21 protein-coding genes and 1 pseudogene are annotated in these 26,347 nt (G+C 63.0%); 10 read left to right on the forward strand and 12 right to left on the reverse strand.

All coding sequences use genetic code 11. The features are described 5' to 3' along the window. Positions 1 to 11: 11 nt before the first annotated feature. Positions 12 to 959: an alpha/beta fold hydrolase gene (locus tag AC1DUY_RS07035; protein ID WP_093757193.1), complete on the reverse strand. Its 948-nt coding sequence runs from the start codon at positions 957 to 959 to the stop codon at positions 12 to 14. Positions 960 to 1,159: 200 nt separating this feature from the next. Between AC1DUY_RS07035 and AC1DUY_RS07040 the strand changes: the two genes are divergently transcribed. Beyond that, complete coding sequence (locus tag AC1DUY_RS07040; protein WP_170849586.1) at positions 1,160 to 1,636, forward strand: Hsp20 family protein; 477 nt, start codon at positions 1,160 to 1,162, stop codon at positions 1,634 to 1,636. Positions 1,637 to 1,759: 123 nt separating this feature from the next. Here AC1DUY_RS07040 and AC1DUY_RS07045 read toward each other — a convergent pair whose 3' ends face one another. Continuing rightward, positions 1,760 to 2,599: a hypothetical protein gene (locus AC1DUY_RS07045; protein WP_478113231.1), complete on the reverse strand. Its 840-nt coding sequence runs from the start codon at positions 2,597 to 2,599 to the stop codon at positions 1,760 to 1,762. A 546-nt stretch (positions 2,600 to 3,145) separates the two neighbouring features. Here AC1DUY_RS07045 and gltB point away from each other — a divergent pair. Together gltB and AC1DUY_RS07055 are read left to right on the forward strand one after the other, a co-directional pair. Beyond that, a complete protein-coding gene (gene gltB / locus AC1DUY_RS07050; protein ID WP_478113233.1) occupies positions 3,146 to 7,903 on the forward strand; it encodes a glutamate synthase large subunit in 4,758 nt (1,585 codons plus the stop codon). A gap of 146 nt (positions 7,904 to 8,049) precedes the next feature. Then, entirely contained in the window at positions 8,050 to 9,507 is a 1,458-nt protein-coding gene (locus AC1DUY_RS07055) for a glutamate synthase subunit beta (protein ID WP_478113235.1), read from the forward strand. Positions 9,508 to 9,645: 138 nt separating this feature from the next. Here AC1DUY_RS07055 and AC1DUY_RS07060 read toward each other — a convergent pair. Continuing rightward, positions 9,646 to 9,957, reverse strand: a pseudogene (locus tag AC1DUY_RS07060) (endonuclease domain-containing protein); the annotation flags it as partial. 153 nt (positions 9,958 to 10,110) lie between these two features. Continuing rightward, positions 10,111 to 10,617, reverse strand: a complete 507-nt coding sequence (locus tag AC1DUY_RS07065) for a P-loop NTPase family protein (protein WP_478113237.1) — start codon at positions 10,615 to 10,617, stop codon at positions 10,111 to 10,113. Positions 10,618 to 11,337: 720 nt separating this feature from the next. On the opposite strand from AC1DUY_RS07065, the gene AC1DUY_RS07070 reads away from it, so the two are divergent. Further along, positions 11,338 to 11,718 carry a DUF930 domain-containing protein gene (locus AC1DUY_RS07070; protein ID WP_478113239.1) on the forward strand — a complete coding sequence of 127 codons (381 nt, stop codon included), beginning with the start codon at positions 11,338 to 11,340 and terminating at the stop codon, positions 11,716 to 11,718. A gap of 15 nt (positions 11,719 to 11,733) precedes the next feature. On the opposite strand, the gene AC1DUY_RS07075 is transcribed toward AC1DUY_RS07070, so the two are convergent. Next, positions 11,734 to 11,988 (reverse strand): PepSY domain-containing protein, encoded by a 255-nt coding sequence (locus AC1DUY_RS07075; protein WP_478113241.1) that lies wholly within the window; start codon positions 11,986 to 11,988, stop codon positions 11,734 to 11,736. A gap of 231 nt (positions 11,989 to 12,219) precedes the next feature. Here AC1DUY_RS07075 and AC1DUY_RS07080 point away from each other — a divergent pair, with 231 nt between their 5' ends. Beyond that, complete coding sequence (locus AC1DUY_RS07080) at positions 12,220 to 13,923, forward strand: SGNH/GDSL hydrolase family protein (protein WP_478113243.1); 1,704 nt, start codon at positions 12,220 to 12,222, stop codon at positions 13,921 to 13,923. Between the two features lie 146 nt (positions 13,924 to 14,069). Here AC1DUY_RS07080 and AC1DUY_RS07085 read toward each other — a convergent pair whose 3' ends face one another. Then, the gene (locus tag AC1DUY_RS07085) at positions 14,070 to 14,432 is read right to left on the reverse strand and encodes a CsbD family protein (RefSeq protein WP_478113245.1); all 363 of its coding nucleotides are present in this window, start codon (positions 14,430 to 14,432) and stop codon (positions 14,070 to 14,072) included. An 82-nt stretch (positions 14,433 to 14,514) separates the two neighbouring features. After that, on the reverse strand, positions 14,515 to 15,249 hold the full coding sequence (locus AC1DUY_RS07090; protein WP_309942971.1) for an SDR family NAD(P)-dependent oxidoreductase: 735 nt from the start codon (positions 15,247 to 15,249) through the stop codon (positions 14,515 to 14,517). A gap of 107 nt (positions 15,250 to 15,356) precedes the next feature. Between AC1DUY_RS07090 and AC1DUY_RS07095 the strand changes: the two genes are divergently transcribed. Continuing rightward, positions 15,357 to 16,136: an SDR family NAD(P)-dependent oxidoreductase gene (locus AC1DUY_RS07095; protein WP_478113247.1), complete on the forward strand. Its 780-nt coding sequence runs from the start codon at positions 15,357 to 15,359 to the stop codon at positions 16,134 to 16,136. 117 nt (positions 16,137 to 16,253) lie between these two features. Continuing rightward, positions 16,254 to 17,141: a TauD/TfdA dioxygenase family protein gene (locus tag AC1DUY_RS07100; RefSeq protein ID WP_478113249.1), complete on the forward strand. Its 888-nt coding sequence runs from the start codon at positions 16,254 to 16,256 to the stop codon at positions 17,139 to 17,141. Between the two features lie 52 nt (positions 17,142 to 17,193). On the opposite strand, the gene AC1DUY_RS07105 is transcribed toward AC1DUY_RS07100, so the two are convergent. Together AC1DUY_RS07105 and AC1DUY_RS07110 are read right to left on the reverse strand one after the other, a co-directional pair. Further along, positions 17,194 to 18,159, reverse strand: a complete 966-nt coding sequence (locus AC1DUY_RS07105) for a Bug family tripartite tricarboxylate transporter substrate binding protein (RefSeq protein ID WP_478113251.1) — start codon at positions 18,157 to 18,159, stop codon at positions 17,194 to 17,196. Positions 18,160 to 18,255: 96 nt separating this feature from the next. After that, positions 18,256 to 19,653, reverse strand: a complete 1,398-nt coding sequence (locus tag AC1DUY_RS07110) for a lytic murein transglycosylase (protein ID WP_478113253.1) — start codon at positions 19,651 to 19,653, stop codon at positions 18,256 to 18,258. A 262-nt stretch (positions 19,654 to 19,915) separates the two neighbouring features. Here AC1DUY_RS07110 and AC1DUY_RS07115 point away from each other — a divergent pair, with 262 nt between their 5' ends. Beyond that, entirely contained in the window at positions 19,916 to 20,800 is an 885-nt protein-coding gene (locus AC1DUY_RS07115; RefSeq protein ID WP_068728967.1) for a UTP--glucose-1-phosphate uridylyltransferase, read from the forward strand. 3 nt (positions 20,801 to 20,803) lie between these two features. On the opposite strand, the gene AC1DUY_RS07120 is transcribed toward AC1DUY_RS07115, so the two are convergent. After that, positions 20,804 to 22,300 (reverse strand): sensor domain-containing diguanylate cyclase, encoded by a 1,497-nt coding sequence (locus AC1DUY_RS07120; protein ID WP_478113256.1) that lies wholly within the window; start codon positions 22,298 to 22,300, stop codon positions 20,804 to 20,806. A gap of 199 nt (positions 22,301 to 22,499) precedes the next feature. Between AC1DUY_RS07120 and AC1DUY_RS07125 the strand changes: the two genes are divergently transcribed. Further along, positions 22,500 to 22,772, forward strand: coding sequence for a hypothetical protein (locus tag AC1DUY_RS07125; protein ID WP_089266229.1), 273 nt, complete (start codon positions 22,500 to 22,502; stop codon positions 22,770 to 22,772). Between the two features lie 34 nt (positions 22,773 to 22,806). Here AC1DUY_RS07125 and AC1DUY_RS07130 read toward each other — a convergent pair whose 3' ends face one another. Then, positions 22,807 to 24,411 carry an outer membrane beta-barrel protein gene (locus AC1DUY_RS07130; protein WP_478113258.1) on the reverse strand — a complete coding sequence of 535 codons (1,605 nt, stop codon included), beginning with the start codon at positions 24,409 to 24,411 and terminating at the stop codon, positions 22,807 to 22,809. 342 nt (positions 24,412 to 24,753) lie between these two features. Between AC1DUY_RS07130 and AC1DUY_RS07135 the strand changes: the two genes are divergently transcribed. After that, positions 24,754 to 25,731 carry a KpsF/GutQ family sugar-phosphate isomerase gene (locus tag AC1DUY_RS07135; RefSeq protein WP_478113385.1) on the forward strand — a complete coding sequence of 326 codons (978 nt, stop codon included), beginning with the start codon at positions 24,754 to 24,756 and terminating at the stop codon, positions 25,729 to 25,731. A gap of 6 nt (positions 25,732 to 25,737) precedes the next feature. On the opposite strand, the gene AC1DUY_RS07140 is transcribed toward AC1DUY_RS07135, so the two are convergent. Beyond that, positions 25,738 to 26,286, reverse strand: a complete 549-nt coding sequence (locus AC1DUY_RS07140) for a carboxymuconolactone decarboxylase family protein (RefSeq protein WP_089265790.1) — start codon at positions 26,284 to 26,286, stop codon at positions 25,738 to 25,740. Positions 26,287 to 26,347 lie beyond the last annotated feature (61 nt).

Below are 26,347 nucleotides of genomic sequence, written 5' to 3' on the forward strand. Positions count from 1 at the left end.
AGTGGCTTTCGTTACTTGAACAGAGGCGTGCCCGGCACGAACGCATCGAACGCCGCCCAGAACTGCTGCCGGTAGCGATCCTGCTCCTGCAGGATCTCGTGACGGGAGCCGGCGATCACCAGATGCGAGCCAGCACGCAGGTGATAGGCAAATTCCTCGATGGCCGGCGTCGACACCACCTGGTCGTTGCTGGCCGCCAGCATCAGGATCGGCTGACGGATCTTCACGGGATAGCTGGCCTCGCGAAAGCCGTGCATCCCACGGATCGCCGTATCGGCCCAGGCCACCGTCGGCGAGCCGATGCCGAGCGTCGGATCCTCTTCGAGGATCGCCGCGTTGCGCGCATAGCGCACCGGATCGCTGGTCAGCTTGTTATTGGGGAATGACGAGGTCCCGACCAGTTCGCCATTGCCGCCGGGAATGTAGTTGCCGCCCTGCCCGGTCCAGCGCATGACACGCAACAACAACCGCGCCGGCAGCGAGGTCGAACGGCCCGGCAGATCAATCATCGGCGCCGACAGCACCATGCGATCGAACCAGCGCTTGCCGGAATGCGCCACACGCAGCATCACCGCGCCGCCCATCGAATGCGCCAGCGCGAAGTAAGGCGGCGGGCAATCCGGCATCACCACCTGCTGCACGAAAGTTTCGACGTCGATCTCGAAATCCGAGAAGCTGCGCACGTAACCCTTGCGGCTATCGCGCAACTGCCGCGACGAATGCCCCTGCCCGCGCCAGTCGATCATGGCCACTGCAAAGCCGCGGTCGCGCAGGTCGCGCACGGTCTCGAAATACTTCTCGATATATTCGCCGCGCCCGCTGAACACGCAGACCGTGCCCTTGCGCCCGGTCGTCGGCGCCCAGCGCGCAAAACGTAGCTCAGCGCCGTCCGGCGTCTTGATGGTGCCGGACACGGCACCCTCGGGAACGGGGTTGGCGGGAATGGAGACGAGCGTCATGGCGGGGGACCGGTTAGGCGAAAAACGCGGGATTTCAAGGGCGGGAGATCAGGTCGGCGCGAATCTTTCGGCCCCCCTTGCGAGCCGCCAGCCCCCTCCCATATCAGCTTCATGCAGGCCTCTCTAGGCTGCATGACACGAAAGCCCGGCCCCTATGGCGGGCGGGTTATTGCAACAGTCGCTCAATGGAGGACTATCCAATGCGTAGCTATGATCTCACCCCGTTTTATCGTTCCACCGTCGGTTTCGACCGCCTGTTCAATCTGCTCGATCAGAGCACAGGTGACGCAGCGCCGGGCTATCCGCCCTACAATATCGAGCGCACCGGCGAGAACGAATACCGTATCAGCGTTGCCGTTTCAGGCTTTGCGCAGAACGAGCTCGCCATCGTCGCGAAGGAAAACACGCTGACGATCAAGGGCGAGAAGGCTGCCAACGAGAATGGCAGCAAGGCCGAAGTGCTCTATCGCGGCATTGCCGCGCGGGCCTTCGAACGCGCCTTCCAGCTTGCCGACTTCGTGCAGGTGAAGAACGCCTCACTCGAGAACGGCCTGCTTCATGTGGACCTTGTCCGCGAGATCCCGGAAGCCAAGAAACCGCGCAGCATTCCGATTTCCACCAGCGCAGTAAGCGCACCGCAGGTGGTCGACGGCTCGGCCGAGAAAGTCGCCGCGTAACCGCGACTTTGAACTTGAAGTATGTGAACTGAAGTAAGTGTAGTTTGTAGAACGAAACGCCCCGGAGCGATCCGGGGCGTTTTTTCTTGATCCCTCTCCAAGCGAAGTGTTGGAGGGCCCGGACTATTCCAGCCCCTGGGCAGGCGGCGGCGTTTCTGCAGTAGGCGACGCCGCGGGCTTTGCTTCTGTTGCCGGCAGAGCGACCGTCGGTGCTGCGGCCTCCGGCTTCGAGGCAGTAGAGGTCGACGGCGCAGCACCCGTCGTTTCCGGCGCCTTCGTCTCGGCCGGTTTCTGCTCAGTTACGGCCGATTGCTGCACGGGCGCAGCGGCCGGCGGCGTTTCAGGGGGTTTGACTGCGACCGGCTTGGTCTCGGCTGGCGTAACAGGCTTAGCCGGCGCCGCAACCGCGCGCACCGGTGGCCGCTTCGGCAGCGGCACGCTCGTCGTGCGGCTGGCAACCTTCGGCGCGGGCGTTGCCGTTCCGGCCGTAAACGGCGGGCGGCGATATTGCAGCGTCGGCACTGCGCCTTGCGGGCCATAGCGCGTGTCGATCTCCTCGCTCATCCGGTCGCCCATGCGATAGGCCGGAATGAAGCGCAGAATGCGTCCGCTGCGCGCATCGATCACCAACCGGCCGTCCTCGCCGTCGAGGTCGATCGCCGCAACCGTGTAGATGAGGCCGCGTTGCTGCGGCATGCCGAGGGCAGAGAAGCCGGCCTCGCGGAGGATCGAATAGACCTCGCGCAGCGGCAGCACCGCCAGATCATAACCGCGGCGCAACACGCCATAGGGGCGCGGCTCCGCATATTCCACGGGCCGCATGGCCGCATAGGGACCGCCGACATCGGATACCTGCGCCACAGCGGCAACGTCGCCGCGCATCGGCGGCAGCGCCTGCGCCTGTACAGCGCCGCTCGCCAGCAACAGACCGGCCGAGGCCAGACATCCCACAAGTACCTTCATTGCATGCTCCTTCGACGCCCCCGCGCCCGGAGAGTATTCAACTTCCTGAACCTCACGCTTCGCTCGCCTGCCAGCACCGCTGCCACAGGCGTTAACGAGCACTGCGCAACCTCACTGCTGAATCCGGCAGCCCTTGGGCCAGCCTTTGACCGGAACGCGGCACCTCCGGGCTGAATGTGTCTTCGAGACATGGACAATTTGGCATGCGTTGTTGCTATGCGACGACGGACTCAAGCGCGCTTGTGTGCTAGATAAAAATTTGGCAAAGTCCTGGTTAGGACAGCATCACTGTCGCAATTTTTGGTGGCAAATCCGGCACGGGGTTTGCAACATAAGCAGGCGTCGCGACTAAAAAACACGCCTGCTGAGACGAAATGCCTTTAAGGCGAGATATGGGGTGGCCGCCGGGGACGATGGGCACCACCAGTCTGAATTCTGAAAACGAGGCTCGCAAGACGCGCGAGCGGTAGCCCGAACGGGTTCCGCGAGCGTCAAAGGTGCGCCGACAAGGGTGGCAGAACCCCGACGGGGGTTGAGAGGACGAAGATGAGCGGATCAGAGCACGAGCGCCAATTGATCGAAACCGGCACGCATTCGGCGGCCCCGGCTATCAAATCGGCTAACGTGAAAGACACCGCCATCAAACCGGAACTCCATACCTACCGTCCGCCGGCGCTGGGCCTCTATGACCCGTCGCAGGAAAAGGACGCCTGCGGTGTCGGCTTCATTGCCAACATCAAGGGCCGCAAGTCGCATCAGATCGTGTCTGACGCGATCAGCATCCTCTGCAACCTCGAGCACCGCGGCGCCACCGGCGCAGATCCGCGCTTTGGCGACGGCGCTGGTATTCTGGTGCAGATCCCGCACAAGTTCTTCGTCCGCAAGACGGCGGAACTCGGCTTCAGCCTGCCGGAGCCTGGCCAATACGCCATCGGCGCACTGTTCATGCCGCGTGATACCGCGTGGCGGAAAGTCATTCAGGGCATCATCGGCGACCAGATCAAGGCCGAAGGCCTGAAGCTGCTCGGCTGGCGCGACGTGCCGACCGACAATTCGTCGCTCGGCGAGAGCGTGAAGCCGACCGAGCCCGCCAACATGCAGGTCTTCATCGGCATCGGCAAAGCCAAGATCGCCGACGAGGACGAATTCGAACGCCGTCTCTACATCCTCCGCAAGTCGATCTCGCAGGCGATCTATCAGCGCCGCGAGCGCGGCCTCGCGGGCTATTACCCCTGCTCGATGTCGTGCCGCACGATCATTTACAAGGGCATGTTCCTCGCCGACCAGCTCGGCAGCTACTATGCCGATCTGCACGAAGAGGATTTCGAAAGCGCGCTGGCGCTGGTGCATCAGCGCTTCTCGACCAACACCTTCCCGACATGGTCGCTCGCGCATCCCTACCGCATGGTCGCGCATAACGGCGAAATCAACACGCTGCGCGGCAACGTCAACTGGATGGCGGCGCGTCAGGCGTCGATCGAGTCCGAACTGTATGGCAAGGACATCAGCCGTCTGTGGCCGATCTCCTATGAAGGCCAGTCGGACACCGCCTGCTTCGACAACGCGCTCGAATTCCTGGTGCAGGGCGGCTACTCGCTGCCCCACGCCGTGATGATGATGATTCCGGAAGCCTGGGCCGGCAATCCCCTGATGGATGAGCAGCGCCGCGCCTTCTACGAATATCACGCCGCGATGATGGAGCCGTGGGACGGTCCTGCTGCGCTTGCTTTCACCGACGGTCGCCAGATCGGCGCGACGCTGGACCGTAACGGTCTGCGCCCCGCACGTTATCTCGTCACCAAGGACGACCGCATCGTGATGGCGTCCGAAATGGGCGTGCTGGCGATTCCGGAAGAAGACATCATCACCAAGTGGCGCCTGCAGCCCGGCAAGATGCTGCTGGTCGACCTCGTCCAGGGCCGTCTGATCCCTGACGACGAGATCAAGGCGACGCTGGCTGCAAGTCATCCCTATAGCGAGTGGCTTGAACACACCCAGATCGTTCTGGAAGAGCTCCCGGACGCGGCGGCCAAGGGCCAGCGCTCCAACCTGCCGCTGCTCGATCGCCAGCAGGCCTTCGGCTACACCCAGGAAGACGTCACCATCCTGCTGACGCCGATGGCATCGCAGGGCGAAGAAGCCTCGGGCTCCATGGGCACCGACACGCCGATCTCGGCGCTGTCGAGCAAGCCGAAGCCGCTGTTCACCTACTTCAAGCAGAACTTCGCGCAGGTCACCAACCCGCCGATCGATCCGATCCGTGAAGAGCTCGTCATGAGCCTCGTCTCGATCATCGGACCGCGGCCGAACCTGTTCGACCTGCAGGGCGTCGCCACCACCAAGCGTCTCGAAGTGCGCCAGCCGATCCTGACCGACCAGGATCTCGAAAAGATCCGCTCGATCACCGACGTCGCCGAGTCGCACTTTGTCTCGCGCACCCTCGACACCACCTTCCATGCCGGTTTCGGCGCGGCAGGCATGGAGCAGGTGCTCGATGAACTCTGCGCCCGCGCCGAAGCCGCGGTGCGCGAAGGCGTCAACATCATCATCCTGTCCGACCGCATGGCCGGCTCGGATCGCATTCCGATCCCGTCTCTGCTGGCCTGCGCCTCCGTGCATCACCACCTGATCCGCACTGGCCTGCGCACCTCGGTGGGCCTGGTCGTCGAATCCGGCGAACCGCGCGAAGTGCATCACTTCGCCTGCCTCGCCGGCTATGGCGCGGAAGCGATCAATCCATATCTGGCCTTCGAATCCATCATCGCCATGAAGGACCGGCTGCCGGTGCAGCTCGACGACTACGAAATCGTCAAGCGCTTCATCAAGTCGATCGGCAAGGGCCTGCTCAAGGTCATGTCGAAGATGGGCATCTCGACCTACCAGTCCTATTGCGGCGCGCAGATCTTCGACGCCGTCGGCCTGCGTCAGGAATTCGTCACCAAGTACTTCACGGGCACCCACACCAAGATCGAAGGCGTCGGCCTCGCCGAAATCGCCGAGGAAACCGTGCGCCGCCACAACGAGGCGTTCGGCGAAATCCAGATCTACAAGACCGCGCTCGATGTCGGCGGCGAATACGCTTATCGCAGCCGTGGTGAAGACCATGCGTGGAACGCCGAGTCGGTATCGCTGCTGCAGCATGCGGTGCGCGGCAACTCGCAGGATCGTTATCGCGCCTTCGCCAAGATCCTAAACGAACAGTCCGAGCGTCTGCTGACGCTGCGCGGTCTGTTCAAGATCAAGACGGCCGAAGACGAGAAGCGCAAGCCTGTGCCGCTCGACGAAGTCGAATCCGCCGCGGACATCGTCAAGCGCTTTGCGACCGGCGCCATGTCCTACGGCTCGATCTCGCGCGAGGCGCATACCACGCTGGCCATCGCCATGAACCGGATCGGCGGCAAGTCGAACACCGGCGAAGGCGGCGAGGAGTCGGATCGCTACAAGCCCATGCCGAATGGCGACAGCATGCGTTCGGCGATCAAGCAGGTCGCGTCCGGCCGTTTCGGCGTCACCACGGAATATCTCGTCAATTCCGACATGATGCAGATCAAGATGGCGCAGGGCGCGAAGCCCGGCGAAGGCGGTCAGTTGCCCGGCCACAAGGTCGACGCGACGATTGCCGCCGTCCGCCATTCGACCCCGGGCGTCGGTCTCATTTCGCCGCCGCCGCATCACGACATCTATTCGATCGAAGACATCGCGCAGCTGATCTACGACCTCAAGAACGTCAATCCGACGGGCCAGGTCTCGGTCAAGCTGGTGTCGGAAATCGGCGTCGGCACGGTCGCCGCGGGCGTCGCCAAGGCGCGCGCGGACCATGTCACCATCGCCGGCTTCGAAGGCGGTACCGGCGCGTCGCCGCTGACCTCGATCAAGCATGCGGGTTCGCCGTGGGAAATCGGTCTTGCCGAAACCCATCAGACCCTGGTGCGTGAACGGCTGCGTAGCCGCATCATCGTCCAGGTCGACGGCGGCTTCCGCACCGGCCGCGACGTCGTCATCGGCGCGCTCCTCGGCGCCGACGAATTCGGCTTCGCCACCGCGCCCTTGATTGCTGCCGGCTGCATCATGATGCGCAAGTGCCATCTCAATACCTGCCCGGTTGGCGTCGCCACCCAGGATCCGGTGCTGCGCAAGCGCTTCACCGGCCAGCCCGAGCACGTGATCAACTACTTCTTCTTCGTCGCTGAGGAAGTCCGCGAGATCATGGCCCAGCTCGGCTATCGCAACTTCGACGAGATGGTCGGCCAGGTGCAGATGCTGGACCAGTCGGCCCTCGTGTCGCACTGGAAGGCCAAGGGTCTCGACTTCTCCAAGCTGTTCGTGCGCCAGCCCGAACTGCCCGGCCAGAAAATCTATCACACCGAGGATCAGGACCATCACCTCGAAGCCGTGCTCGATCGCGAGTTGATCAAGCAGGCGCAGCCCGCGCTCGACCGCGGCGCGCCGGTAAAGATCGACACCAAGATCAACAGCACCAACCGTTCGGCCGGCGCCATGCTGGCGGGCTCGGTGGCCAAGATCTACGGCCATGCCGGCCTGCCCGACGACACCATCAAGGTGTCGCTGAAGGGCACCGCCGGTCAGGCCTTCGGCGCCTGGCTGTGCAAGGGCATCACCTTCGATCTCGAAGGCGAAGGCAACGACTATGTCGGCAAGGGTCTCTCGGGCGGCAAGATCATCGTGCGCCCGCCGGCTCATTCCGCCATCGTTCCGGAAGAGTCGATCATCGTCGGCAACACCGTGATGTACGGCGCCATTGAAGGCGAATGCTACTTCCGCGGCGTCGCCGGCGAGCGTTTCGCCGTGCGTAACTCCGGTGCTGTGGCCGTCGTCGAAGGCGCAGGCGATCACTGCTGCGAATACATGACCGGCGGCATCGTCGTGGTGCTGGGCAAGACCGGCCGTAACTTCGCGGCCGGCATGTCCGGCGGCGTGGCTTATGTGCTCGACGAGACCGGCGACTTCCCGAAGCTGTGCAACATGGCGATGGTCGAACTCGAACCGGTCCTCTCGGAAGAGATGATCGCCGAGAACACCTATCACCACTCCGGCGATCTCGAAGCCCATGGCAAGGTCGACGTGTTCGCCAACCTGCTCGACTCCGATATCGAGCGCCTGCATGTGCTGATCACGCGTCACGCGAAATATGCCGGCTCGGCCAAGGCTGCGATGATCCTCGCGGACTGGAAAACCTGGCTGCCGAAATTCCGCAAGGTGATGCCGGTCGAGTACCGCCGCGCGCTGCGCGAGTTGAAAGCGAAAAGCGCCGAGGCCGAACCGCAGATCGCGATCGGCGCGTAAGGAAAAGACCCTCATGGTGAGGAGGCGCGCAGCGCCGTCTCGAACCATGAGGGACAAATCACGCATCCTTCGAGACGCGGCCAAGTGGCCGCTCCTCAGGATGAGGACGGAATTTGGAACTTAAGAGTTCAGAGGCGTCAGTTGTAATGGGCAAGATCACGGGTTTTCTGGAAATCGATCGTCACGACCGCAAGTACGCGCCGGTTGCCGAGCGCCTGAAGGGCTATAACGAGTTCGTCATTCCGCTCAGCGAGAAAGACACCCGCGATCAGGCCGCGCGCTGCATGAATTGCGGCATTCCCTATTGCCACGGCACCGGCTCGGTTCAGCCCGGCACGCCCGGCTGCCCGGTCAACAACCAGATCCCGGACTGGAACGACCTCGTCTATAGCGGCAACTGGGAAGAAGCCTCGCGCAACCTGCACTCCACCAACAACTTCCCGGAATTCACCGGCCGCATCTGCCCGGCGCCGTGCGAAGCCTCTTGCACGCTGAACATCGATGACAACCCGGTCACCATCAAGACCATCGAATGCGCCATCGTCGACAAGGCATGGGACAATGGCTGGCTGAAGCCGCAGGTCTCCGCCGTGAAGACCGGCCGCAAGGTCGCCGTGATCGGCGCTGGCCCGGCCGGCATGGCCTGCGCGCAGCAGCTCGCGCGCGCCGGCCACGACGTCCATGTCTATGAGAAGTTCGCCAAGGCCGGCGGGTTGATGCGCTATGGCATTCCCGACTTCAAGATGGAAAAGCACATCATCGATCGCCGCGTCGCGCAGATGGAAGGCGAAGGCGTCACCTTCCATTACGGCAAGGCTGTCGGCGGCACATCACCCGGCGCCATCGACCCCGCCGAATTGCTCAAGGAATATGAAGCCATCGCGCTGACCGGCGGCGCCGAGCACGGCCGCGACCTGCCGATCCCCGGCCGCGAATTCGACGGCATCCATTTCGCGATGGACTTCCTGCCGCAACAGAACCGCCGCGTCGGCAACGAGCCGCTCGGCGACATCAAGGAAATTCTCGCCGGCGGCAAGCATGTCGTCGTCATCGGCGGCGGCGACACCGGCTCCGACTGTATCGGCACCTCGCTGCGTCAGGGCGCGCTGTCGGTGACCCAGCTCGAAATCATGCCGGCTCCGCCCGAGCAGGAGAACAAGGGCCTGACCTGGCCGAACTGGCCGCTGAAGATGCGGACCTCGTCGAGCCAGGCCGAAGGCGCCAAGCGCGAATTCGCCGTGCTGACGCAAAGCTTTGAAGGCGTAGACGGCAAGGTCACCAAGCTGAACTGCGTGCAGGTCGACGACAAGTTCAAGCCGATCCCCGGCTCGGAATTTGCGCTGCAGGCCGACCTCGTGCTGCTGGCGATGGGCTTCGTCCATCCCGTCCACGAAGGCATGCTGAAGACCCTCGGCGTCGATCTCGACCAGCGCGGCAATGTCCGCGCCGCAACGACCGATTTCGCGACCTCGCTGCCGAAGGTGTTCTCCGCCGGCGACATGCGCCGCGGCCAGTCGCTGGTGGTCTGGGCGATCCGCGAAGGCCGCCTGTGCGCCCGCGCCATCGATCAGGCGCTGATGGGGACGACGACGCTGCCGAGGTAAGGGCCGCAGTTTCAAACACCACGCTTCAAGAGCCGCGCAACTCAGTTGCCGCGGCTCTTTTCTTATCCCTCCCCCTTGTGGGGAGGGTGGACGGCCGTAAGGCCGGCCGGGTGGGGGGGAGCCCAGAGCTCCGATTATCGACTCCATCACGCCATCCAGATTCCGATCCACCTCGAAATTCCAGAACCGCATTACGCGAAATCCCTCGCCGCGCAAGAACGCATCCCGCGCTTCATCCCGACGCGCCGCCTCATCGAAATTATGCTGTCCGCCATCGACTTCGATGACCAGACACTCACGAAACGACACGAAGTCCACGATGATGTGCTTGATCGGCGCCTGCCGTCGAAAGTGAAAACCGAGCGGCTTCAGCGCACGCAGCTTCACCCACAGCTTCGACTCCTGCGGCGTCAGGTTTTTTCGGAGTACACGCGCATATGCGTTCGCCACGCCGTCCTCGCTTGCTGCACCACCCCACCCGACCGGCCTGTCGGCCGGCCACCCTCCCCACTGCCCGCAGCTTCGCTGCGCTTGAGGGAGGGATAAGAAGCGCGCGTCGATGCTTAATTGTACAGGTTCATGATGCTATCAAAAGCTGGCAGATCATGCCGTGCGCTGGCCCGCGATAAACGCCGTCAACTCTGCCGGCCTCGTAAACCGATGCACCTCKCCGGCAAAGTCCGCCATGCGCTCCATGTCACGCGCACGCTGGTCGCGCCTGTAGTTCATGACAAAATGCAGAAACTCCACATCGAAACGTTCTGGACATCCCGGCCCCGTATCGACACGCACCCGTCCCCAGCCCAAGGTCGTCCGACGCAAAACGCGCCACAGGCAAAGCCCGGTCGGATAATCCAGATGGATCAGCGTATCCGCGCGCGCCAGACGCGACACAAGCGTGCCACTGTAATTTCCATCCATGATCCAGCACGGTTCAGCCGCCAACGTCTCGACTGTCGTGCGCCAGACGTCGCTATCGGGCATGCGCCAACCAGGCTGCCAATAGTGACGGTCGAGATGGATCACCGGCAGGCCAGTGATTTCAGACAGCGCACGAGCTGCCGTACTCTTTCCCGCGCCAGGACAGCCAACAATCAAGATGCGTTTCAAAACAAGAACTCCGCGGAGCAGCAATGCCCTTTCCCCGCTCTTGCATAACGCAGCGAGTACGCCATGCTTGAGGGAGCAAGGGACCTTCGCCATTCTTACTCATGGCGGCTATGACTTTAACGACATATTCCGATATTGATATTATTCCTATAAAGGCTTATATTCCGATTACCTTGTCCAACGAGGGGCGCTTCTCGAGGGCGTCTTTGGAGGTGGGACAGGGTGCGGCGCCCGCGGACGTGCCTCGCAAGCACGGACTCGGGAGGTCCTGGGTAGCCGTCCGGGCCCACTACGGGGCTCTGCCGCTTGCGGCTGGACGGGTGCGGGTGAAGGCTGGCGAAAGCCGGCTGGATGACGGGCACGATGCCCGTACCCGGAAGCACGGCCCCGGGAACAGAAAAGCCGCGATGGAGCGCCGAAAGGCGTGCGCGCACCGAAGGTCACTGTCGCAGGCAGCCGACGGGACGCGCCACTGATTACAAGGTTGCGCCTTTCGGCGCTCTATCCCCCTCACCTTTGCGGGGGACCACCGGAAGGCCAACTTGCGCAGCGGCGCGGGACAGACGGCGCGTGCGCGCGTCGACCCCATTCATGACCGGGACTCGCACAGCGCGACCTGCCGCGCAGCGCATCCCAAAGTGGGTAGTCAGCAACCTCTGGACACGCTAAGCGGATATCGTCCCGCCGGTTCGTCCTTCCAAACGTGTTGTCCCGTCCCGCATGAAATTCCTGCTTCTTCCGCTCGGCCTTGTGGCGCTTGTCCCGCAGGCTCATGCCAGCGATGCCCGCTTCATGGCGGCCCTCGGCAAGCTCGATCCGAAGACCCGGCTGGAGCAGGTCTGCGATTTCGAGGCGATGCGCCGGATCAGCAAGGGCGGTCCGCGCGTCGAGCGCGCCAAATCCGACGCGCTGATGCCGCCGCAGCATCTCGGCAATACGATGATCGCCAAGGGCGGCGCCTATCGCGCGGGCGGCAAATGGATGCAGGTCGCCTTCACCTGCAAGGCGACGCCGGACCACAAGACGGTGCTGGATTTCACCTACAAGACGGGAACGGTCATTCCGCCGGCGAAATGGCAGGCTTTGGGGCTCTGGAAATAGACTAGCCTGCCGGCGTCAGTGCTTGGGTTCGTTCTTGGTGAGCGCGCCGCTATGCGGATCGACATGGACCTCGTAAATCCGACCGTCCTTCACGACATCGGCTTCCCAATGGCCGTCGTCGGCTTCAAGCTCCCTGACCTCGGTATAGCCCAAGCTGCGCAGCTTCTCGGTGACCTGCTGTGCGGTCATCCAGTCCTTGCCGGGGGTATCTGCGGAAGCCCATGAGGGCAGCGCGAAAACGAGCGCAACGGCGAGCAGCAGTGACTTCATGGCAAACCTCCCTGATTTATCACGACAACTCCGGAATTGCCGCTTTGTTCGGCACAGGCCTTGGCTGCGGCCTCGCCGTTCACCCTGACGCGAAAAGTTCCGGGATTTGCTTGACGTTAACGCCGGGCGGCGCTTGATGGCGGGATCGCGGCTGCCCGCTTGCGGCCCGAATCCGGTAGTATGTCGAGCGGGAACCCGGGTCTGCGGACCCTGCGATTGCGGTCGAGGCGCATGTCACAGAAGCCCAATTTGCCGAGATGGCGGATCGATTACTGGCGTGCCGAAAAGGGCACGCTGATGGTGCTCGCCGTGGCTTTGGGCCTGCTGATCGGCATCGTGGCGCCCGCGTCGGCGCAGTTCTTCGGTTTCGGCGGTCCGCAGCAACCTCCTCCGCGTCCGCAGCGCAATGTGCCTCAAGGCGGCGGTGGTGGCTTCGGCTGGTTCGGCGGCGGCAATGACAGTCCGTTTTTCGCGCCGTTCCAACAACAACAGGCGCCGAAGCGGGCCGCTCCACGCGAGGACTATTCGCGCGCACCGTCGCCGGAAAAACGCGATGCACCGGCCGAGCGCAACGTGCTGGTGCTCGGCGACAGCATGGCCGACTGGCTCGCTTACGGCCTTGAAGACGCCTATGCTGAACAGCCCGACATGGGCGTGATCCGCAAGCACAAGACCGTCTCCGGCCTGCTGCGCTATCAGCCGAAGGGTGAGCCCGCCGATTGGGCCGCGGCGGCCAAGGGCATTCTCGCCACCGAGAAGCCCGACGCCATTGTCGTCATGCTCGGGCTCAATGACCGCGTCGCAATCCGCGAGCCCGACAAGGCCGCCGAGAAGAAGGGCGCCAAGAAGGACGAAAAGAAAGACAGCGCCGCGGAAGTGAAGCCCGGCGACAAGCCGGCCGAGCCCGAGGCGGATGACGCAGACATTCCCGATCCCGGCTCGATCGTCACCGAGCGCGGCGCGCGTACCGGCGGCATGGTCGATTTCCGCGACGAGCGCTGGGGCGAGCTTTACTCGAAGAAGATCGAGGAGATGATCAACGTCGTGAAGGCGAAGGGCGTGCCCGTGCTGTGGGTCGGCTTGCCGGCAGTGCGCGGCACCAAGGCGACCGCCGACATGCTCTATCTCGACAATCTCTATCGCGACGCCGCGACCAAGGCCGGCATCACCTATGTCGATATCTGGGACGGCTTCGTCGACGAAGCCGGCCGCTTCCTGCAGCAGGGCCCGGATTTCGAAGGCCAGATCCGCCGGCTGCGTTCGGCCGACGGCGTCTATTTCACCAAGGCCGGCGCCCGCAAGATGGCGCATTACGTTGAGCGCGAAATCACCCGCCTGCTGTCCGGCCGCTCCGCGCCGATCGCGCTGCCGAGCGAGCCTGCGACGCCGGACCTCAATGCCGTGCCCGGCGCGCCGGCGCCGCGTCCGCTGGCCGGCCCTATCGTGCCGCTGGTTGCCTCCTCCGTGGGCACCGATCAACTGCTCGGCGGCCCCGGCGTGAAACCAGTGAGTGTCGATGCGCTGGTGGCGCGCGTGCTGGTGAAGGGCGAGCCGCTCGCCGCACCCGCCGGCCGCGCCGACGACTTCGCCTGGCCGCGCCGCGAGATCGGCCGCGAACAGGCCAAGGGCGATGTGCCTGTGGCCGCAGTCACCCCGACCACATCAGGCACGAGCGGCACGACCGCTGCGGCGACCGGGCCGGACGGCATCGTCCCGGTGATGGCGCCGCCGACCGCGCCGAAGAAAAAGCCGAAGCCCGTCATCGCCACCGAAGCGCCCTCATCCTTCGGTAGCTTCTTCGGGTTCGACGAGCCGCGCCGCGCGCCCGTCCAGCTGGCGCCGCAGCGCCCCCGCCCGGCCCAGGCACCCGGCCCGCGCCCGCCCGCCAATGTCGGCCCCGCCGCCTCCGCCCCCTCCGGTTTCTTCACGCGCTGACCGCGCGAAAAATTCCGACGCGAAATTTCAGAGTCAAAAAAAATCCCTCAGCCTTTGCGGGCTGAGGGATTTTTACTTCGTGGACGTTTGCTCGACCACGACTGCTGACGCTTCTGCTGCGTCTGTTAGTCAGTCGCGATACGCGATCAATAGCCGAAACGGTTCGGACGACGACGCGGCGGACGCGTCATCAGCATGGCCAGCGCAAAACCGATACTGCCTGCGATCAGCAGCGAGCCCAGCGGATTGTCGCGGACCTTGTCGGTGATCGCCTGCGTGCCGTCGCGATAGATGTCGCTGTCGAGTGCATCCTTGGCATAGCTGGTGGCGGCGTCCGATGCGTCGCGCACGGCATCCTTGGCCTGGCCATACAGGTTCTGCACGGTGCCCGTCGCTTCGCGCGCGCGGCCCGAGGCTTCAGTCCGCTCATCGCCCGTGGCTCGGCCGATCACACCTTCAACCTTGCCGGCTGCATCCTTGGCTGCGCCCGCGATACGGTCCTTGTCCATGTCCATTACTCCGTGAGGAAATTCTCGCCGGTGTAATGCCTGAAGCCAGTACTGGTTCCGTCGCGATGCAGGCGCCGTGAATTTAAAGGATCAAACCGCCATCGACGACCAGCGTATGACCGCAAACATAGGATGACAGCGGCGACGCCAGGAACAATGCAGCGCCAGCCATATCGGCAGGCGTGCCGAGCCGCTGCAGCGGGATCCTGGCAATCGCGCCTTCCAGCCGCTTTGGATTCGCTGTCGTGACCTTTGTCATCTTGGTGTCGACGAGCCCCGGCGCGATACCATTGACGCGAATGCCGTCTTCCGACCACGCCTGCGCCAATGTGCGCGTGAGGCCGACCGCGCCGGTCTTCGACGCATTGTAAGAGGGATTGCCCTTGGTGGCATGATAGGCCGCGGTGGAACTGACAATGATCAATCGGCCCTTGCTTGCCTTGAGCTGCGCATGAAACTTCGTCGCGCAGCCCATCAGGCTGATCAGATTGACTTCCATCACCTTGCGGAAGCCATCCATCTCGAATTCACCGCGGCGATAGATCACAGCACCCTGCGCGAGGATCAGCACATCGACCCGATCGAGCTTCGGATCGAAGGCGTCGATGGCCGACGCGCTGCCAACATCGAGCTGACTGTAGCCGAGGCCGTCGAGATCGGAACCTTCATCGATCGTGTAGTCGCTGGCCTTGGCGCGCGTACCGCACACATGCACGCGTGCGCCGCGCGCACGAAACGCCTGCGCCATACCATTGCCGATGCCGCTTGATCCTCCGACGATGAGCACCTGCTGGCCGCTGAAATCGAGTTCGTTCATCCCTGATCGTCCTTCTTGATTTTATCGGCACATGTTTGACCGCGCCGGCGATCGGTGCAAGCCTTCAATCAAGCCTCATCATGAAGGCGCAAAATTCGGAGGATGCCTTGTCGGATTACAAACAACTCAGCCGCTCGGTGCGCGGCCTCACCGTTCTGGTCACCGGCGCTGCAAGCGGGATGGGCCGCGCGACGGCGCGCGTGTTCGGCGACGAAGGCGCCAATGTTGCCGTCACCGATATTTCGGCAGACGGCATTGCCTCCGTCGTTGACGCGATCACATCAGGCGGCGGCAGCGCACACGCATGGACCCTCGATGTCGCCGATCCCGATCGCATCCGCACAGTGGTCAGCGACGTCGCCGCGCATTTCGGCAGCCTCGATATCATCGTCAACAATGCGGGCATCTCGGTGAGTACCGCGATCGATCAGGACGGCTATGACGCCGCATGGGATCGCGCCATTGCCGTGATGCTGACCTCGCACCAGCGCATCATCCGCGCCGCGCTGCCGCACCTGCGCAAATCGCCCTCGCCGCGGATCGTCAACATCGCGTCCACCGAAGCGCTCGGCGCCACCGCACTGCACAGTCCCTATTCCGCGGCGAAGGCCGGCGTTACCGGCCTCACGCGCTCGCTCGCGGTGGAACTCGGCCGCGACGGCATCACGGTAAACTGCATCTGTCCCGGCCCGATCACGACGGGGATCACCGAACGCATCAGCGACGAACACAAGGTGATCTTCGCCAAGCGCCGGACCGTTCTGCGCCGCTACGGAGAGCCGGAAGAAGTCGCGCATATGACGCTAAGCCTGTGCCTACCTGCCGCGTCCTATATCACAGGCGCGGTGATCCCGGTCGACGGCGGCCTCATGGCACGCAATGCGTAACTGCATTCGCGCCGATTGACATCACTCCGCACGGGCGTAGCATTTTTCTCAAGCGGCCCGGCATCGCTGGAAGCCGCAATCGAATGGGTCAACCATTCCACACGGAGGAAATCTGCAATGCCCGTGACGATCCGCAAACTGCATCCCTTTTTCGTCGGCGAAGTGACCGGCGTCGATCTAACCAAGCCGGTCAGCCCACACGATGCTGCTACGATCGAGCGCGGCATGGATGACTATGCCGTCCTGATATTCCCGAAGCAGGATATCACCGACGAACAGCAACTCGCTTTCGCGCAGAATTTCGGCGAGCGAGAGAACCGAAAAGGCGGCTCCGTCACCAAGAAGGAAGACTACCGGCTCACATCGGGGCTGGCCGACGTATCCAATCTCGGCAAGGACGGCAAGCCGCTGCCGAAAGACAGCCGGGCGCACCTGTTCAATCTGGGCAACTGCCTGTGGCATTCGGACAGCTCTTTCCGGCCGATTCCGGCAAAATTCTCGTTGCTGTCGGCGCGCGTGGTCAATCCGAAGGGTGGCAATACCGAATTCGCCGACATGCGCGCGGCCTATGATACGCTCGACAACGACACCAAGGTCGAGATCGAGGACATGATCTGCGAACATTCGTTGATGACCTCGCGCGGTGCGCTCGGCTTTCTCGACTACACCGACGAAGAGAAAGAGATGTTCAAGCCGGTGCTGCAGCGGCTGGTGCGCACGCATCCGGTGCATGGCCGCAAGTCGCTGTATCTGTCGTCGCATGCCGGCGCGATCCAAGGCATGAGCGTACCGGAGGCCCGCGTATTGTTACGCGATCTCAACGAACACGCCACGCAGCCGCAATTCGTCTATGTCCACAAATGGACGCTGCATGATCTCGTGATGTGGGACAATCGCCAGACCATGCATCGCGTCCGCCGCTACGACCAGTCGCAGCCGCGCGACATGCGCCGGGCCACAGTCGCCGGCAATGCGCCGACGGTGGCGCAGCAGGCGGCGGAATAACCTGCCGTTCAAAGACAGGCGCGCCGCACGATGCGGCGCGCCTGTGTGCGTTCTAGATCCGCTCGATCTTTGCCTTCTCCAGCACCTCGCTCCAGCGCTTCACGTCGGAGGCCAGGAGATCGATGACCTCCTTCGGCTGCGAGGCCTTAGCCTGGCTACCGAGCGACAGCAGCCGCTCCTTCACGCTCTCATCCTTGAGCAGTGTGACCGTCGCAGCGTTCAACTTTGCCACGACGTCGTCGGGAAGGCCGACCGGGCCAACGAGGCTGTACCAGCCCGGCGCGGCGTAGCCGGGAAAGCCCGCTTCGGCCACGGTGGGAATATCGGGGAAAGACGGGAAGCGTTCAGCCGTCGTCACCGCGAGTGCGCGGAACTTGCCGGCCTTGATCTGCTCGATCATCGAGATCGGCGGATCGACCATGAAGTCGATGCGCCCCGCGAGGACTTCGACAACGGCCTGAGCGCCGCCGCGAAACGGAATGTGCTGAAACTTCACGCCGGCCAACTGCCCGATCTGCTCGACGATCAGATGCGGGCCCGAGCCGACACCGGGCGTGCCGTAAGTGAGCGGCTTGTCCGGCTGCTTCTTTGCAGAAGCGATCAACTCGGCGAGATTCTTGAAGGGCGTGTCCGCATTACACGAGAACATGTAGGGCGCTTCGGAGACCTGGCAGATACCCTTGAGGTCATCGACCGGCTTGTAAGGCAGGCTCTTGTAGAAGGCCGACGACGCGCCATAGGTCGCGGTGATCAGCGAGATCGTGTAGCCGTCAGGCGCCGAGCGGGCGAGCTGCGCCCCGGCGAGCGTCGTGCCGGCGCCGGGCTTGGTTTCGACCACCACGGTCTGGCCGAGAATTTTCGACAGACCTTCGGCGAGCACACGCGAGGTTGCGTCGGTGCCTCCGCCCGGCGCGAAACCGTGCAGCAGGGTGATGGACCGTTCCGGCCACGCCGCTTTGGCCTCAAATGGAAGAAGGCTTGCCGACAATCCGGCCAGCAGCGTGCGCCTGTTCAACATCGATAGTCCCCAAAGAATGCATCCAAGGGGACCAGCGTAGCATGCATGCTGCACTGCGGTATAATGTTATGCGCTGTGGGCCTCTGCGCAGGACGCCTATCTCACCCGGAGCCGATCCAGCATCTCCGACGATGCGAACCCGTCAGCGGGCGCGCCGACGGAGGCCTGGAAGTTGCGCAAGGCTTCGCGGGTCTGGCCGCCGAACTGGCCGTCCGGCGTACCTTTGTAGAAGCCGCGCTGCGCCAGCAGCTGCTGCAGCTCAAGCCGTTCTGCGCGGGATAGCACGCGCTCCTGACGCGGCCATGGCTGCACGAAAGGCGGACCGCCGCGCAACCGGTCGGCGAAATGGCCGATGGCCATCGCATAGGCCTCGGCCGGATTGTATTTCATGATGACGCGGAAATTCGTCAGCATCAGGAAGCCCGGCCCCTGCGAACCGGCGGGCGCGAGCAGATAGGCCTTTTCTATCATGCGCGGGAACGGCTGGTTGTTAGCCCGCTTAAGGCCAAGCTGCTCCCATTGCGGCAGTGTCATCGCCTTGGCCTTGTCGGCCAGCATGTAGTTGAAGCCTTGTGGCACGACGACCTCGTAGCCCCAGGTCTGGCCACTCTGCCAGCCATCCTTTTTCAGGTTGTTGGCGGTCGAGAAGATCAGATCGGTCGGATTGTCCACCACGTCGCGGCGGCCATCGCCGTCACCGTCCACCGCGAAGCGCTTGAACGCGGTCGGCATGAACTGGGTCGGCCCGAATGCTCCGGCCCAAGAGCCGCGCATCTGTTCAGGCCTCAGATCGCCGCGATGCAGGATTTCCAGAGCGACCAGAAACTCATCCTTGAAATAGGCCTGGCGGCGGCCGACGCAGGCCAGCGTCGCCGTCGAGCGCAGAACGCTGCGATCGCCGATCATCGTCGAGTAGTTCGACTCGATGCCCCAGATCGACGCGATGATGTAGCGATCGACACCATAGGCCTTCTCGGCCGCATCGAAGATCGTCTTGTACTGCGCCAGCACCTCGCGGCCCTTGGCCATGCGGTTGTCGTTCACCAGGATATCGAGATAGTCCCAGATCGCCTTGGTGAATTCCGGCTGCGAATCCATCAGGTCCATAATTCGCAGATCCGGCGTCAGCCCGGCGGTGAAACGCTGATAGCTGTCCTGCGAGATGCCGCGGCGTGCGGCATCAGGCCACAGTCCGGCAATGCAGTTGTCGAAATTACCAGCGGCCTCGCGGATTGCCTGTGCAGTCATCAGCGGATGGCCGGATGCGCCGTCCTCGCCGCTCCAGGGCTGCGCTCCGGGCGCGCCGGGTAGTGCCGCCTGTGGCGGCGGGTCCTGGGTCTGCGACGATCCGCTAAAGATATTGTCGAACAGGCTGAAAGGGCCGCTCTTGCTCTGCGCCTGCGCCGCCACGGGCAGGGCTGCCGTAAGCAAAACTGCGCCGAGCGCAGCTACACCGCATGTCAGGCTACGCGCCATCTTCGTCGCAGATTTCATCACTATCCATCTCGGGAATCTGACCGGAATTTGGTCATGACTGTGGCATGACAGGAGGCCCGGTGAGGGTTTCCATCAGCTTAACACTATTCCAGTTTTGCCTGGCTGGGCGGACGTGCCGCGCGGCAGAAAGGATAATTGCAGACATGTAGCCCGGCACCACACATCCGCCTTTGTTCCCGGTTGCAAACGGAACCAGCAGGCGCAATCTTCGTTGGCCTGCCTGCGTCGTTCCCCTCCAAGGTCATTGCAAAGTCCCCTGATGAAAATTCGCAAAGCCGTTTTTCCGGTCGCCGGCCTCGGCACCCGCGTCCTTCCCGCCACCAAGGCGATGCCGAAGGAAATGCTGACTATCGTCGATCGACCGTTGATCCAATATGTGGTCGACGAAGCCCGCGAGGCCGGCATCGAACATTTCATCTTCGTTACTGGCCGCAACAAGGGCATCATCGAAGATCACTTCGACCGCATGTTCGAGCTCGACGAGACACTCAAGAGCCGCAACAAGTCTGCCGAGATCGAACAGCTGGCGCTGTCCCAGCCTGCCGCCGGCGCCATGAGCTTCACACGCCAGCAGGCCCCGCTCGGGCTTGGCCATGCCGTTTGGTGTGCCCGCGATATCGTCGGCAATGAGCCCTTCGCCGTGGTGCTGCCGGATGAGCTGGTGCTGAATTCCCCGGGCTGCCTGAAGCAGATGGTCGATATCGCGGGAGCGCTTGGCGAAAAGTCCAACCTCGTTGCCGTCGAGGAAGTCCCGATGGACATGACGCATCAATACGGCATCTGCGGTGTCGGCGAGCGCCACCCAACTCACGAAGCCGCTTTCACCATCGACGGCATGGTCGAGAAACCCCCGAAGGGCACCGCGCCGTCCAACCTTTCGATTACCGGCCGCTACATCCTGCAGCCGGAGATATTCAAGATTTTGGAGACCCAGGAGCGCGGCGCGGGTGGCGAAATCCAGCTCACCGATGCGATGATCGGCCTCGCCAAGAGCCAGTCGTTCTACGGCGTGGAATTCGAAGGCGAGCGGCACGATTGCGGTTCGAAGTCGGGCTTCCTGCGCGCCAATATCGCGTTCGGCCTGCAACGCCCTGATCTGCGCGAAGGTCTGCGCGCCGAAATGCTACGTTACCTCGGAGAGTAAGCGCTAGGCTGCAATCGCCTGGTGCGCATCGCCTGCGATGACACACCGGTTGCGGCCTGCGGCCTTCGCCGCATAGAGCGCCTTGTCGGCAGCTTCGACCAGTCCCGTCCACTCCATCGTCACCAGCGGCTTCACGCTGGCGACGCCGATGCTGACCGTGAGCATCGCAGGATCGGCCGGCACCTGCTCGACGCGACGTCGAATGGTTTCGGCAACCTCATAGGCATCCTGCACGGTCGCACCGGGCAGCAGCACGGCGAACTCTTCCCCGCCATAGCGCGCGGCACAGTCGCCGGCCCGCTTCGCCGCTCCTGCGATGCAATTCGCGATCGCGATCAGGGCAGTGTCTCCGGATTGATGACCGAAGCTGTCGTTGAAAACCTTGAAATGGTCGGCGTCGATCAACAGCAGTGCCATCGGCCGTGAATGCCTGATGGCGCGACGCCATTCCAGCTCCATCGCCGCATCGAATTTGCGGCGATTGCGCAGTCCAGTGAGACCATCGGTCGTGGCCAGTTCTTCGAGCTTGTGCTCTGCGTGTGCGCGGCGGCCTATTTCGCGCGCCAGGAACAGTGTCACCGCGGTGATGAAGATAATCAGCGCCAGCATGATGCCGCCGATCTTGATCGCCTGCTGATACCACAGACTGTAGATGCCGGCCCACGGCCGGCCGACGATCACGAGCAACGGCCGACCGCTGTCGCGCCACACATAGAGGCGCTCGATCTGGTCAACGACACCGACGCCCGAATACGATCCGTTGGACCGGCTCAGCGCCCGCATCACGCCGGGGGTCTTGCTCAGATCCCTGCCGACCACGTCGAGATCGAACGGCGTACGCATGATGACGACGCCGTCGCGGCGGATCACTGTGATGTTGTCGTCCTTGTTCAGCCGCAAGCGGCCGAACAGATCATGAAAGTAGGCGAACCGGATGGCACCCGCGACGACGCCGGCAAAATTGCCATCGACGTCGGTGATGCGGCGGCTCAGCACGACGGAATACGCGCCCCGGTGCAGCATCGGTTTGCTGACATAGAGCCCGCGCTCGCCGTCGAACTTGTGTACCTTGAAGAACTCTTCGTCGGCACTGCTCTGCTTGGCAGGATCGAGCGATGCCGCATCGATGATAAGATCGCCAAGCGCATCGAACACCTGAATGGATGCAAACTGGCGCGCTGATGCCGCATTGTCGAACAGGATCAGCTGGCGCATTTCCTTGCTGAGCTTGTCGATCTCGGGCGTATTGATGCCGGAAATGACAGCGCGCAACGACAGATCGTATTGTTCAACGGTTCGACCTATATCAGAATCGATGGAGGTGGCGAGGTTCTCGGCAGTCTGTCGCGCGAGCGCTTCCTCGCCGCGGCGCATATCGAGCATCACAGTGCCGCAAACGGCCGAAAAGCCAATGATCGTGACCAGCGACGACAGAATCAACAGCTTGGCCGATAACGGCCAGCGTCGAATTCCCGTGCTTGCATTCCCCGACTTCATCATGTGCTCCGTACCCCACGGATCGCACGCGAATGCTTGCCGAGCGCTTAAGTACCGGCTTTGGGTTCCACACGGCGTTAACGAACGGTTGCGGAAAATGCTCGGATGACGCACTTCCGATGTCGATTTACCGAAATCGCGCTGTAGCGCCTGATCGCGCGGGCGCGTATGACGTTTGCGAGATTATACCGAGGACAATTCCGTGCCTGACTACGACCTGCTCCGCGCCTACCTGGCCAGCCAGACCAAGGACGAATTCGTGCTGAGCATGGATGCGATCGAGGAGATCATCGACGACGCGCTGCCGCGCGCGTCGCACCGGGCCTCGTGGTGGGAGACCGAGCGCGCGCCCGATGAGCACATGCCGCAGCGCGAGGCCTGTATCGCAGCCGGCTTCATCGCCATCCGATTGCCCGATGGCTCCGGTGTGAAATTTCGCCGGAAGACGGCCAAGTTCATGCGGAAGTGGAATTAGGACGAGCGACGTGGCGCCCAGCGATTTTTGACCGCTATCGCTGCAGTCTCACACCCAGCATCACCACCGTCGAGGCCGTGCTCGCGCCAAGGATGTTTGAATCCAGGATATCGCGGCGCACCTGCGCCTTGAGCTGGATTTCACGGTTCAGCTTGTAAACGAGATCACCCTGCAGCGAGTAGATCTTATCGAAGCGGAAGTTTTCCTGATAGTCCTGCGTCACGTAAGTGAACTTGCCCGTGGCCGTCAGCCAGCGCCGGAAGTCGTGATTGACCTCAACCGTATAGGTGCGCGTGAGAATGCCGGGAACGCCGGGCACGGTGGTCTCGTCGATCGACGTGGTCGAAACGAATTTTGCAGTCGTCAGCGGTGTGGCCGTCCAGATCAGCGAGGCTGACGTCAGCAGGCCCTTGAGAACCTCCAGCCGCGTATCCGTATAGCTGCGCGCTGCATAACCGATTGAGGCTTCGCCCGTCAGCAGACGCGTGAATTCAAACGTCGTGCCGGCCTTGATATAGCCGCCGCTGGAATCCCTGAGATAGCCGAAGCGATCCGCCCGATCGTCGTGCACACGGACATCGCCCTGGACTTCGGCGAATGGCTTCAGACCCGGCAGCACTTCATAGGTGGCGCGGCCGACGCCGCCATACTGATTGAAATTACGGTCATTGTTGTTGGTCTGGGTGCCGTCGGTCAGTTTCGAATCCTGATAGACAGTGCGATCGACGAGACCATCGACCTTGATCTGAAGGCGGTTGAAGTCCTTCTCGACCCCGAGCGACCCACCAGTCGTCGTGAACAGCGGGAACTCCTTCAAGCCGGCCTGAATGTTCGGGCTGCCCGGATTATCCGCGCCGACCCGCATACGCATTTCGCTGTTAACGCGCAGGTCGCGGGCGACATCGAGACGACCGGCGATCTTGCCGTTGAATTCGGCGCGATCGACATTTTCGGGTGCCGGCGAAGTCTGGAATGGCGCTGCGGGAAACTGCTTCTCATAGCCGGTGAAGGATCCGCGCAGATCCACGATGATCGAGTGCCGCGTCCAGTCGGTTGCGGCCAGCAGCTCTGGCGCAACCTTGTAGAACGACGACCCCTTCGGCTGCACGAAGCGCGCCGGGTTATTGTCGTAGCCGCCATAGATTTCCACTGCCGACTTCACGAGGAAGCTGCCGACGCGCACGCCGGTCGGGGCATAAGGATCGGGATCAATCGGCAATCGCCGGCGCGGCGGCTGACCTACCACCGTGCCGGCAACCGATGGGGCGACGGGAGGCTTGGCGGCCTTGGCCGATGGCGGTGACGGCCGCGTTTCGGGCACCAGCGGCGGCGGCGGGCTGCCAGGCCCCACTGGCGGCTTCGGCTTCTTCGCGCCCGGATAATATTTGATCTGCTTGCGCTTGCGGTTGAGCGCATCGAATCCGGTGCCGGCGGCGCCCGATGCGGCGGGTATGGGTGGTGTGATGATCGACTGTGGGATGCGATCCGGCGATAGCTGGCTGGTCTGCAGCGTTCCATTTGGCTGGAGCGGCGCATCCGTCGTCCGGCGCGTCGGCAGGTTCTGCGGCGACACGAAGCCGCCCGGGACCGGCGCCAGCAGGTCTGACGTCAATGCTTGCGAGAATGCCGGAGATGGCATGAGGAGGCTCAGGCACAGACATGCCGAAACCGCGCCGTTGGCCCAGGCGCAGTTGCGGCGGTCGCGTACTCGACCCATCCTCACGATCAGAAAAACTCCAACACCATCAAAAGCTTACAAAATCCACCAAGAGCGTCGCCGGAGGCGCGCACGACAACTCATGGTTAAGGGAGTTAAAACGCTTATGGTTAATGGCCCGTTGAGATCGCATCGGCGGGGTTTCGCCAGGCAGGCCCAGCCGTGCTAAGAGGACGGCGACACAGCCGGACAATTTACGGCCCCAGGATGCGATTGATGCCCCTCTCCAAGACACCCGGCCTTCCGACGAAAACGACGGCAGCGATGAGCGATCAGGCCATTGAAGCGATTGCCTCGGCGCTGCGTACGCTGGAGGCCGAAGCCAGCGGCGTCACTGCGCTGGCAACCGCGCTGCAATCCGACCTCGGCCCGGCCTTCGTCGCGGCCGCCGACCTGATCCTCAAGGCCAAAGGCCGCCTGATCATCACGGGCCTCGGCAAGTCCGGTCATATTGGCCGCAAGATCGCCGCGACCTTCGCATCGACCGGTACACCCGCCTTTTTCGTGCACGCCGCCGAAGCCAGCCATGGCGATCTCGGCATGATCACGCCCGACGACGTCATCATGGCGCTGTCCTGGTCCGGCGAGCAGCCGGAGATGAAGAACCTCATCACCTATGCCAAGCGTTTTAGGATCGGCGTGGTCGCGATCACCTCCGAAGCCACCTCGACGCTGGCCGAGGCCGCCGATGTCGCGCTGACGCTGCCGAAGGCGCGCGAGGCCTGCCCGCATAATCTCGCGCCCACGACGTCGTCGCTGATGCTGCTGGCGATGGGCGATGCGCTGGCGATCGCGCTGCTGGAAGGCCGTGGCTTTACGTCGGTGGATTTCAGCGTGCTGCACCCCGGCGGCAAGCTGGGCGCGATGCTGAAATACACCCGCGACCTCATGCATTCGGGCGACGCCGTGCCGCTCAAGCCGCTCGGCACCAAGATGTCCGATGCGCTGGTGGAAATGTCCTCGAAGGGCTTTGGCTGCGTCGGCATCACCGATGGCAACGGCCATGTGGTCGGCATCGTCACCGACGGCGATCTCCGCCGTCACATGCGCGCCGACCTGATGACGGTCTCGGTCGATGAAGTCATGACCAAGAATCCCAAGACCATCAGCCGTGACCTGCTCGCCGGCGAAGCGCTGGAAATCCTCAACTCGTCGAAGATCACCGCGCTGCTGGTGACGGACGCCAGAAAGCCCGTCGGCATCGTGCATCTGCACGATCTGCTACGGGCGGGCGTGGCGTAAGCCACGTTAGCTTGCAGTTCGCAGGAACCTTGCCGCATTCGCTTCGAGTGGCAATGCCAAGCCGTTCGCGATGTACGACACTGTACGATAGAATCCACACAGCAGGATGATCTCGAAGATTTTCGCGTCATCGTAGTGAGCGGCCAGCGTCTTGAACTCCTCATCGCTGAGCGTGGCGCGGTGATGCAGCGCATCGACTGCCGCGATCAGAGCTTGTTCCGCTGACGACCAGCATGTCGCCTGTGAGTCACCGTCAACGGTCGCCCTCACCTCCGCTTCCGTCAGCTTCGCCGCGTCTGCAAAGGTCGCGACATGGACGCCCCATTCATATTCGCATCCGGTCAGTGCGCAGGTGCGATCTATGACAATCTCGCGCTCCCGCAGCGACAGCGGTCCGCGATCAAGCAGGCCAGCTGCGCGAAATTTGCTCCATGCCCTCGGATGACCGGCGATCACGCGAAACAGCATCAGCGGCGGCGCCCCGCGCATGATCGCATCGAATTGCGTCTGAATGTCGGAAGCATAAGGCGGCTGCAGCGGCGCGATGCGTGACATGCCCAACTCCTGCGCTACAATAATCGTAGCGACATGCTACATATTTTGTAGCGCCCTGCAA

Source organism: Tardiphaga sp. P4_G1, assembly GCF_056401215.1.

Bases quoted from the DNA above. Each gene is read 5' to 3' on its own strand.
- AC1DUY_RS07105 (WP_478113251.1), bottom strand. From the start codon at position 18,159: ATGTTGAACAGGCGCACGCTGCTGGCCGGATTGTCGGCAAGCCTTCTT.
- AC1DUY_RS07130 (WP_478113258.1), bottom strand. From the start codon at position 24,411: ATGCCATCTCCGGCATTCTCGCAAGCATTGACGTCAGACCTGCTGGCG.
- gltB (WP_478113233.1), top strand. From the start codon at position 3,146: ATGAGCGGATCAGAGCACGAGCGCCAATTGATCGAAACCGGCACGCAT.
- AC1DUY_RS07075 (WP_478113241.1), bottom strand. From the start codon at position 11,988: ATGAAGTCACTGCTGCTCGCCGTTGCGCTCGTTTTCGCGCTGCCCTCA.
- AC1DUY_RS07140 (WP_089265790.1), bottom strand. From the start codon at position 26,286: ATGTCACGCATCGCGCCGCTGCAGCCGCCTTATGCTTCCGACATTCAG.
- AC1DUY_RS07100 (WP_478113249.1), top strand. From the start codon at position 16,254: ATGCCCGTGACGATCCGCAAACTGCATCCCTTTTTCGTCGGCGAAGTG.
- AC1DUY_RS07090 (WP_309942971.1), bottom strand. From the start codon at position 15,249: ATGAACGAACTCGATTTCAGCGGCCAGCAGGTGCTCATCGTCGGAGGA.
- AC1DUY_RS07080 (WP_478113243.1), top strand. From the start codon at position 12,220: ATGTCACAGAAGCCCAATTTGCCGAGATGGCGGATCGATTACTGGCGT.
- AC1DUY_RS07070 (WP_478113239.1), top strand. From the start codon at position 11,338: ATGAAATTCCTGCTTCTTCCGCTCGGCCTTGTGGCGCTTGTCCCGCAG.
- AC1DUY_RS07120 (WP_478113256.1), bottom strand. From the start codon at position 22,300: ATGATGAAGTCGGGGAATGCAAGCACGGGAATTCGACGCTGGCCGTTA.
- AC1DUY_RS07135 (WP_478113385.1), top strand. From the start codon at position 24,754: ATGAGCGATCAGGCCATTGAAGCGATTGCCTCGGCGCTGCGTACGCTG.
- AC1DUY_RS07055 (WP_478113235.1), top strand. From the start codon at position 8,050: ATGGGCAAGATCACGGGTTTTCTGGAAATCGATCGTCACGACCGCAAG.
- AC1DUY_RS07115 (WP_068728967.1), top strand. From the start codon at position 19,916: ATGAAAATTCGCAAAGCCGTTTTTCCGGTCGCCGGCCTCGGCACCCGC.
- AC1DUY_RS07040 (WP_170849586.1), top strand. From the start codon at position 1,160: ATGCGTAGCTATGATCTCACCCCGTTTTATCGTTCCACCGTCGGTTTC.
- AC1DUY_RS07085 (WP_478113245.1), bottom strand. From the start codon at position 14,432: ATGGACAAGGACCGTATCGCGGGCGCAGCCAAGGATGCAGCCGGCAAG.
- AC1DUY_RS07110 (WP_478113253.1), bottom strand. From the start codon at position 19,653: ATGAAATCTGCGACGAAGATGGCGCGTAGCCTGACATGCGGTGTAGCT.
- AC1DUY_RS07045 (WP_478113231.1), bottom strand. From the start codon at position 2,599: ATGAAGGTACTTGTGGGATGTCTGGCCTCGGCCGGTCTGTTGCTGGCG.
- AC1DUY_RS07035 (WP_093757193.1), bottom strand. From the start codon at position 959: ATGACGCTCGTCTCCATTCCCGCCAACCCCGTTCCCGAGGGTGCCGTG.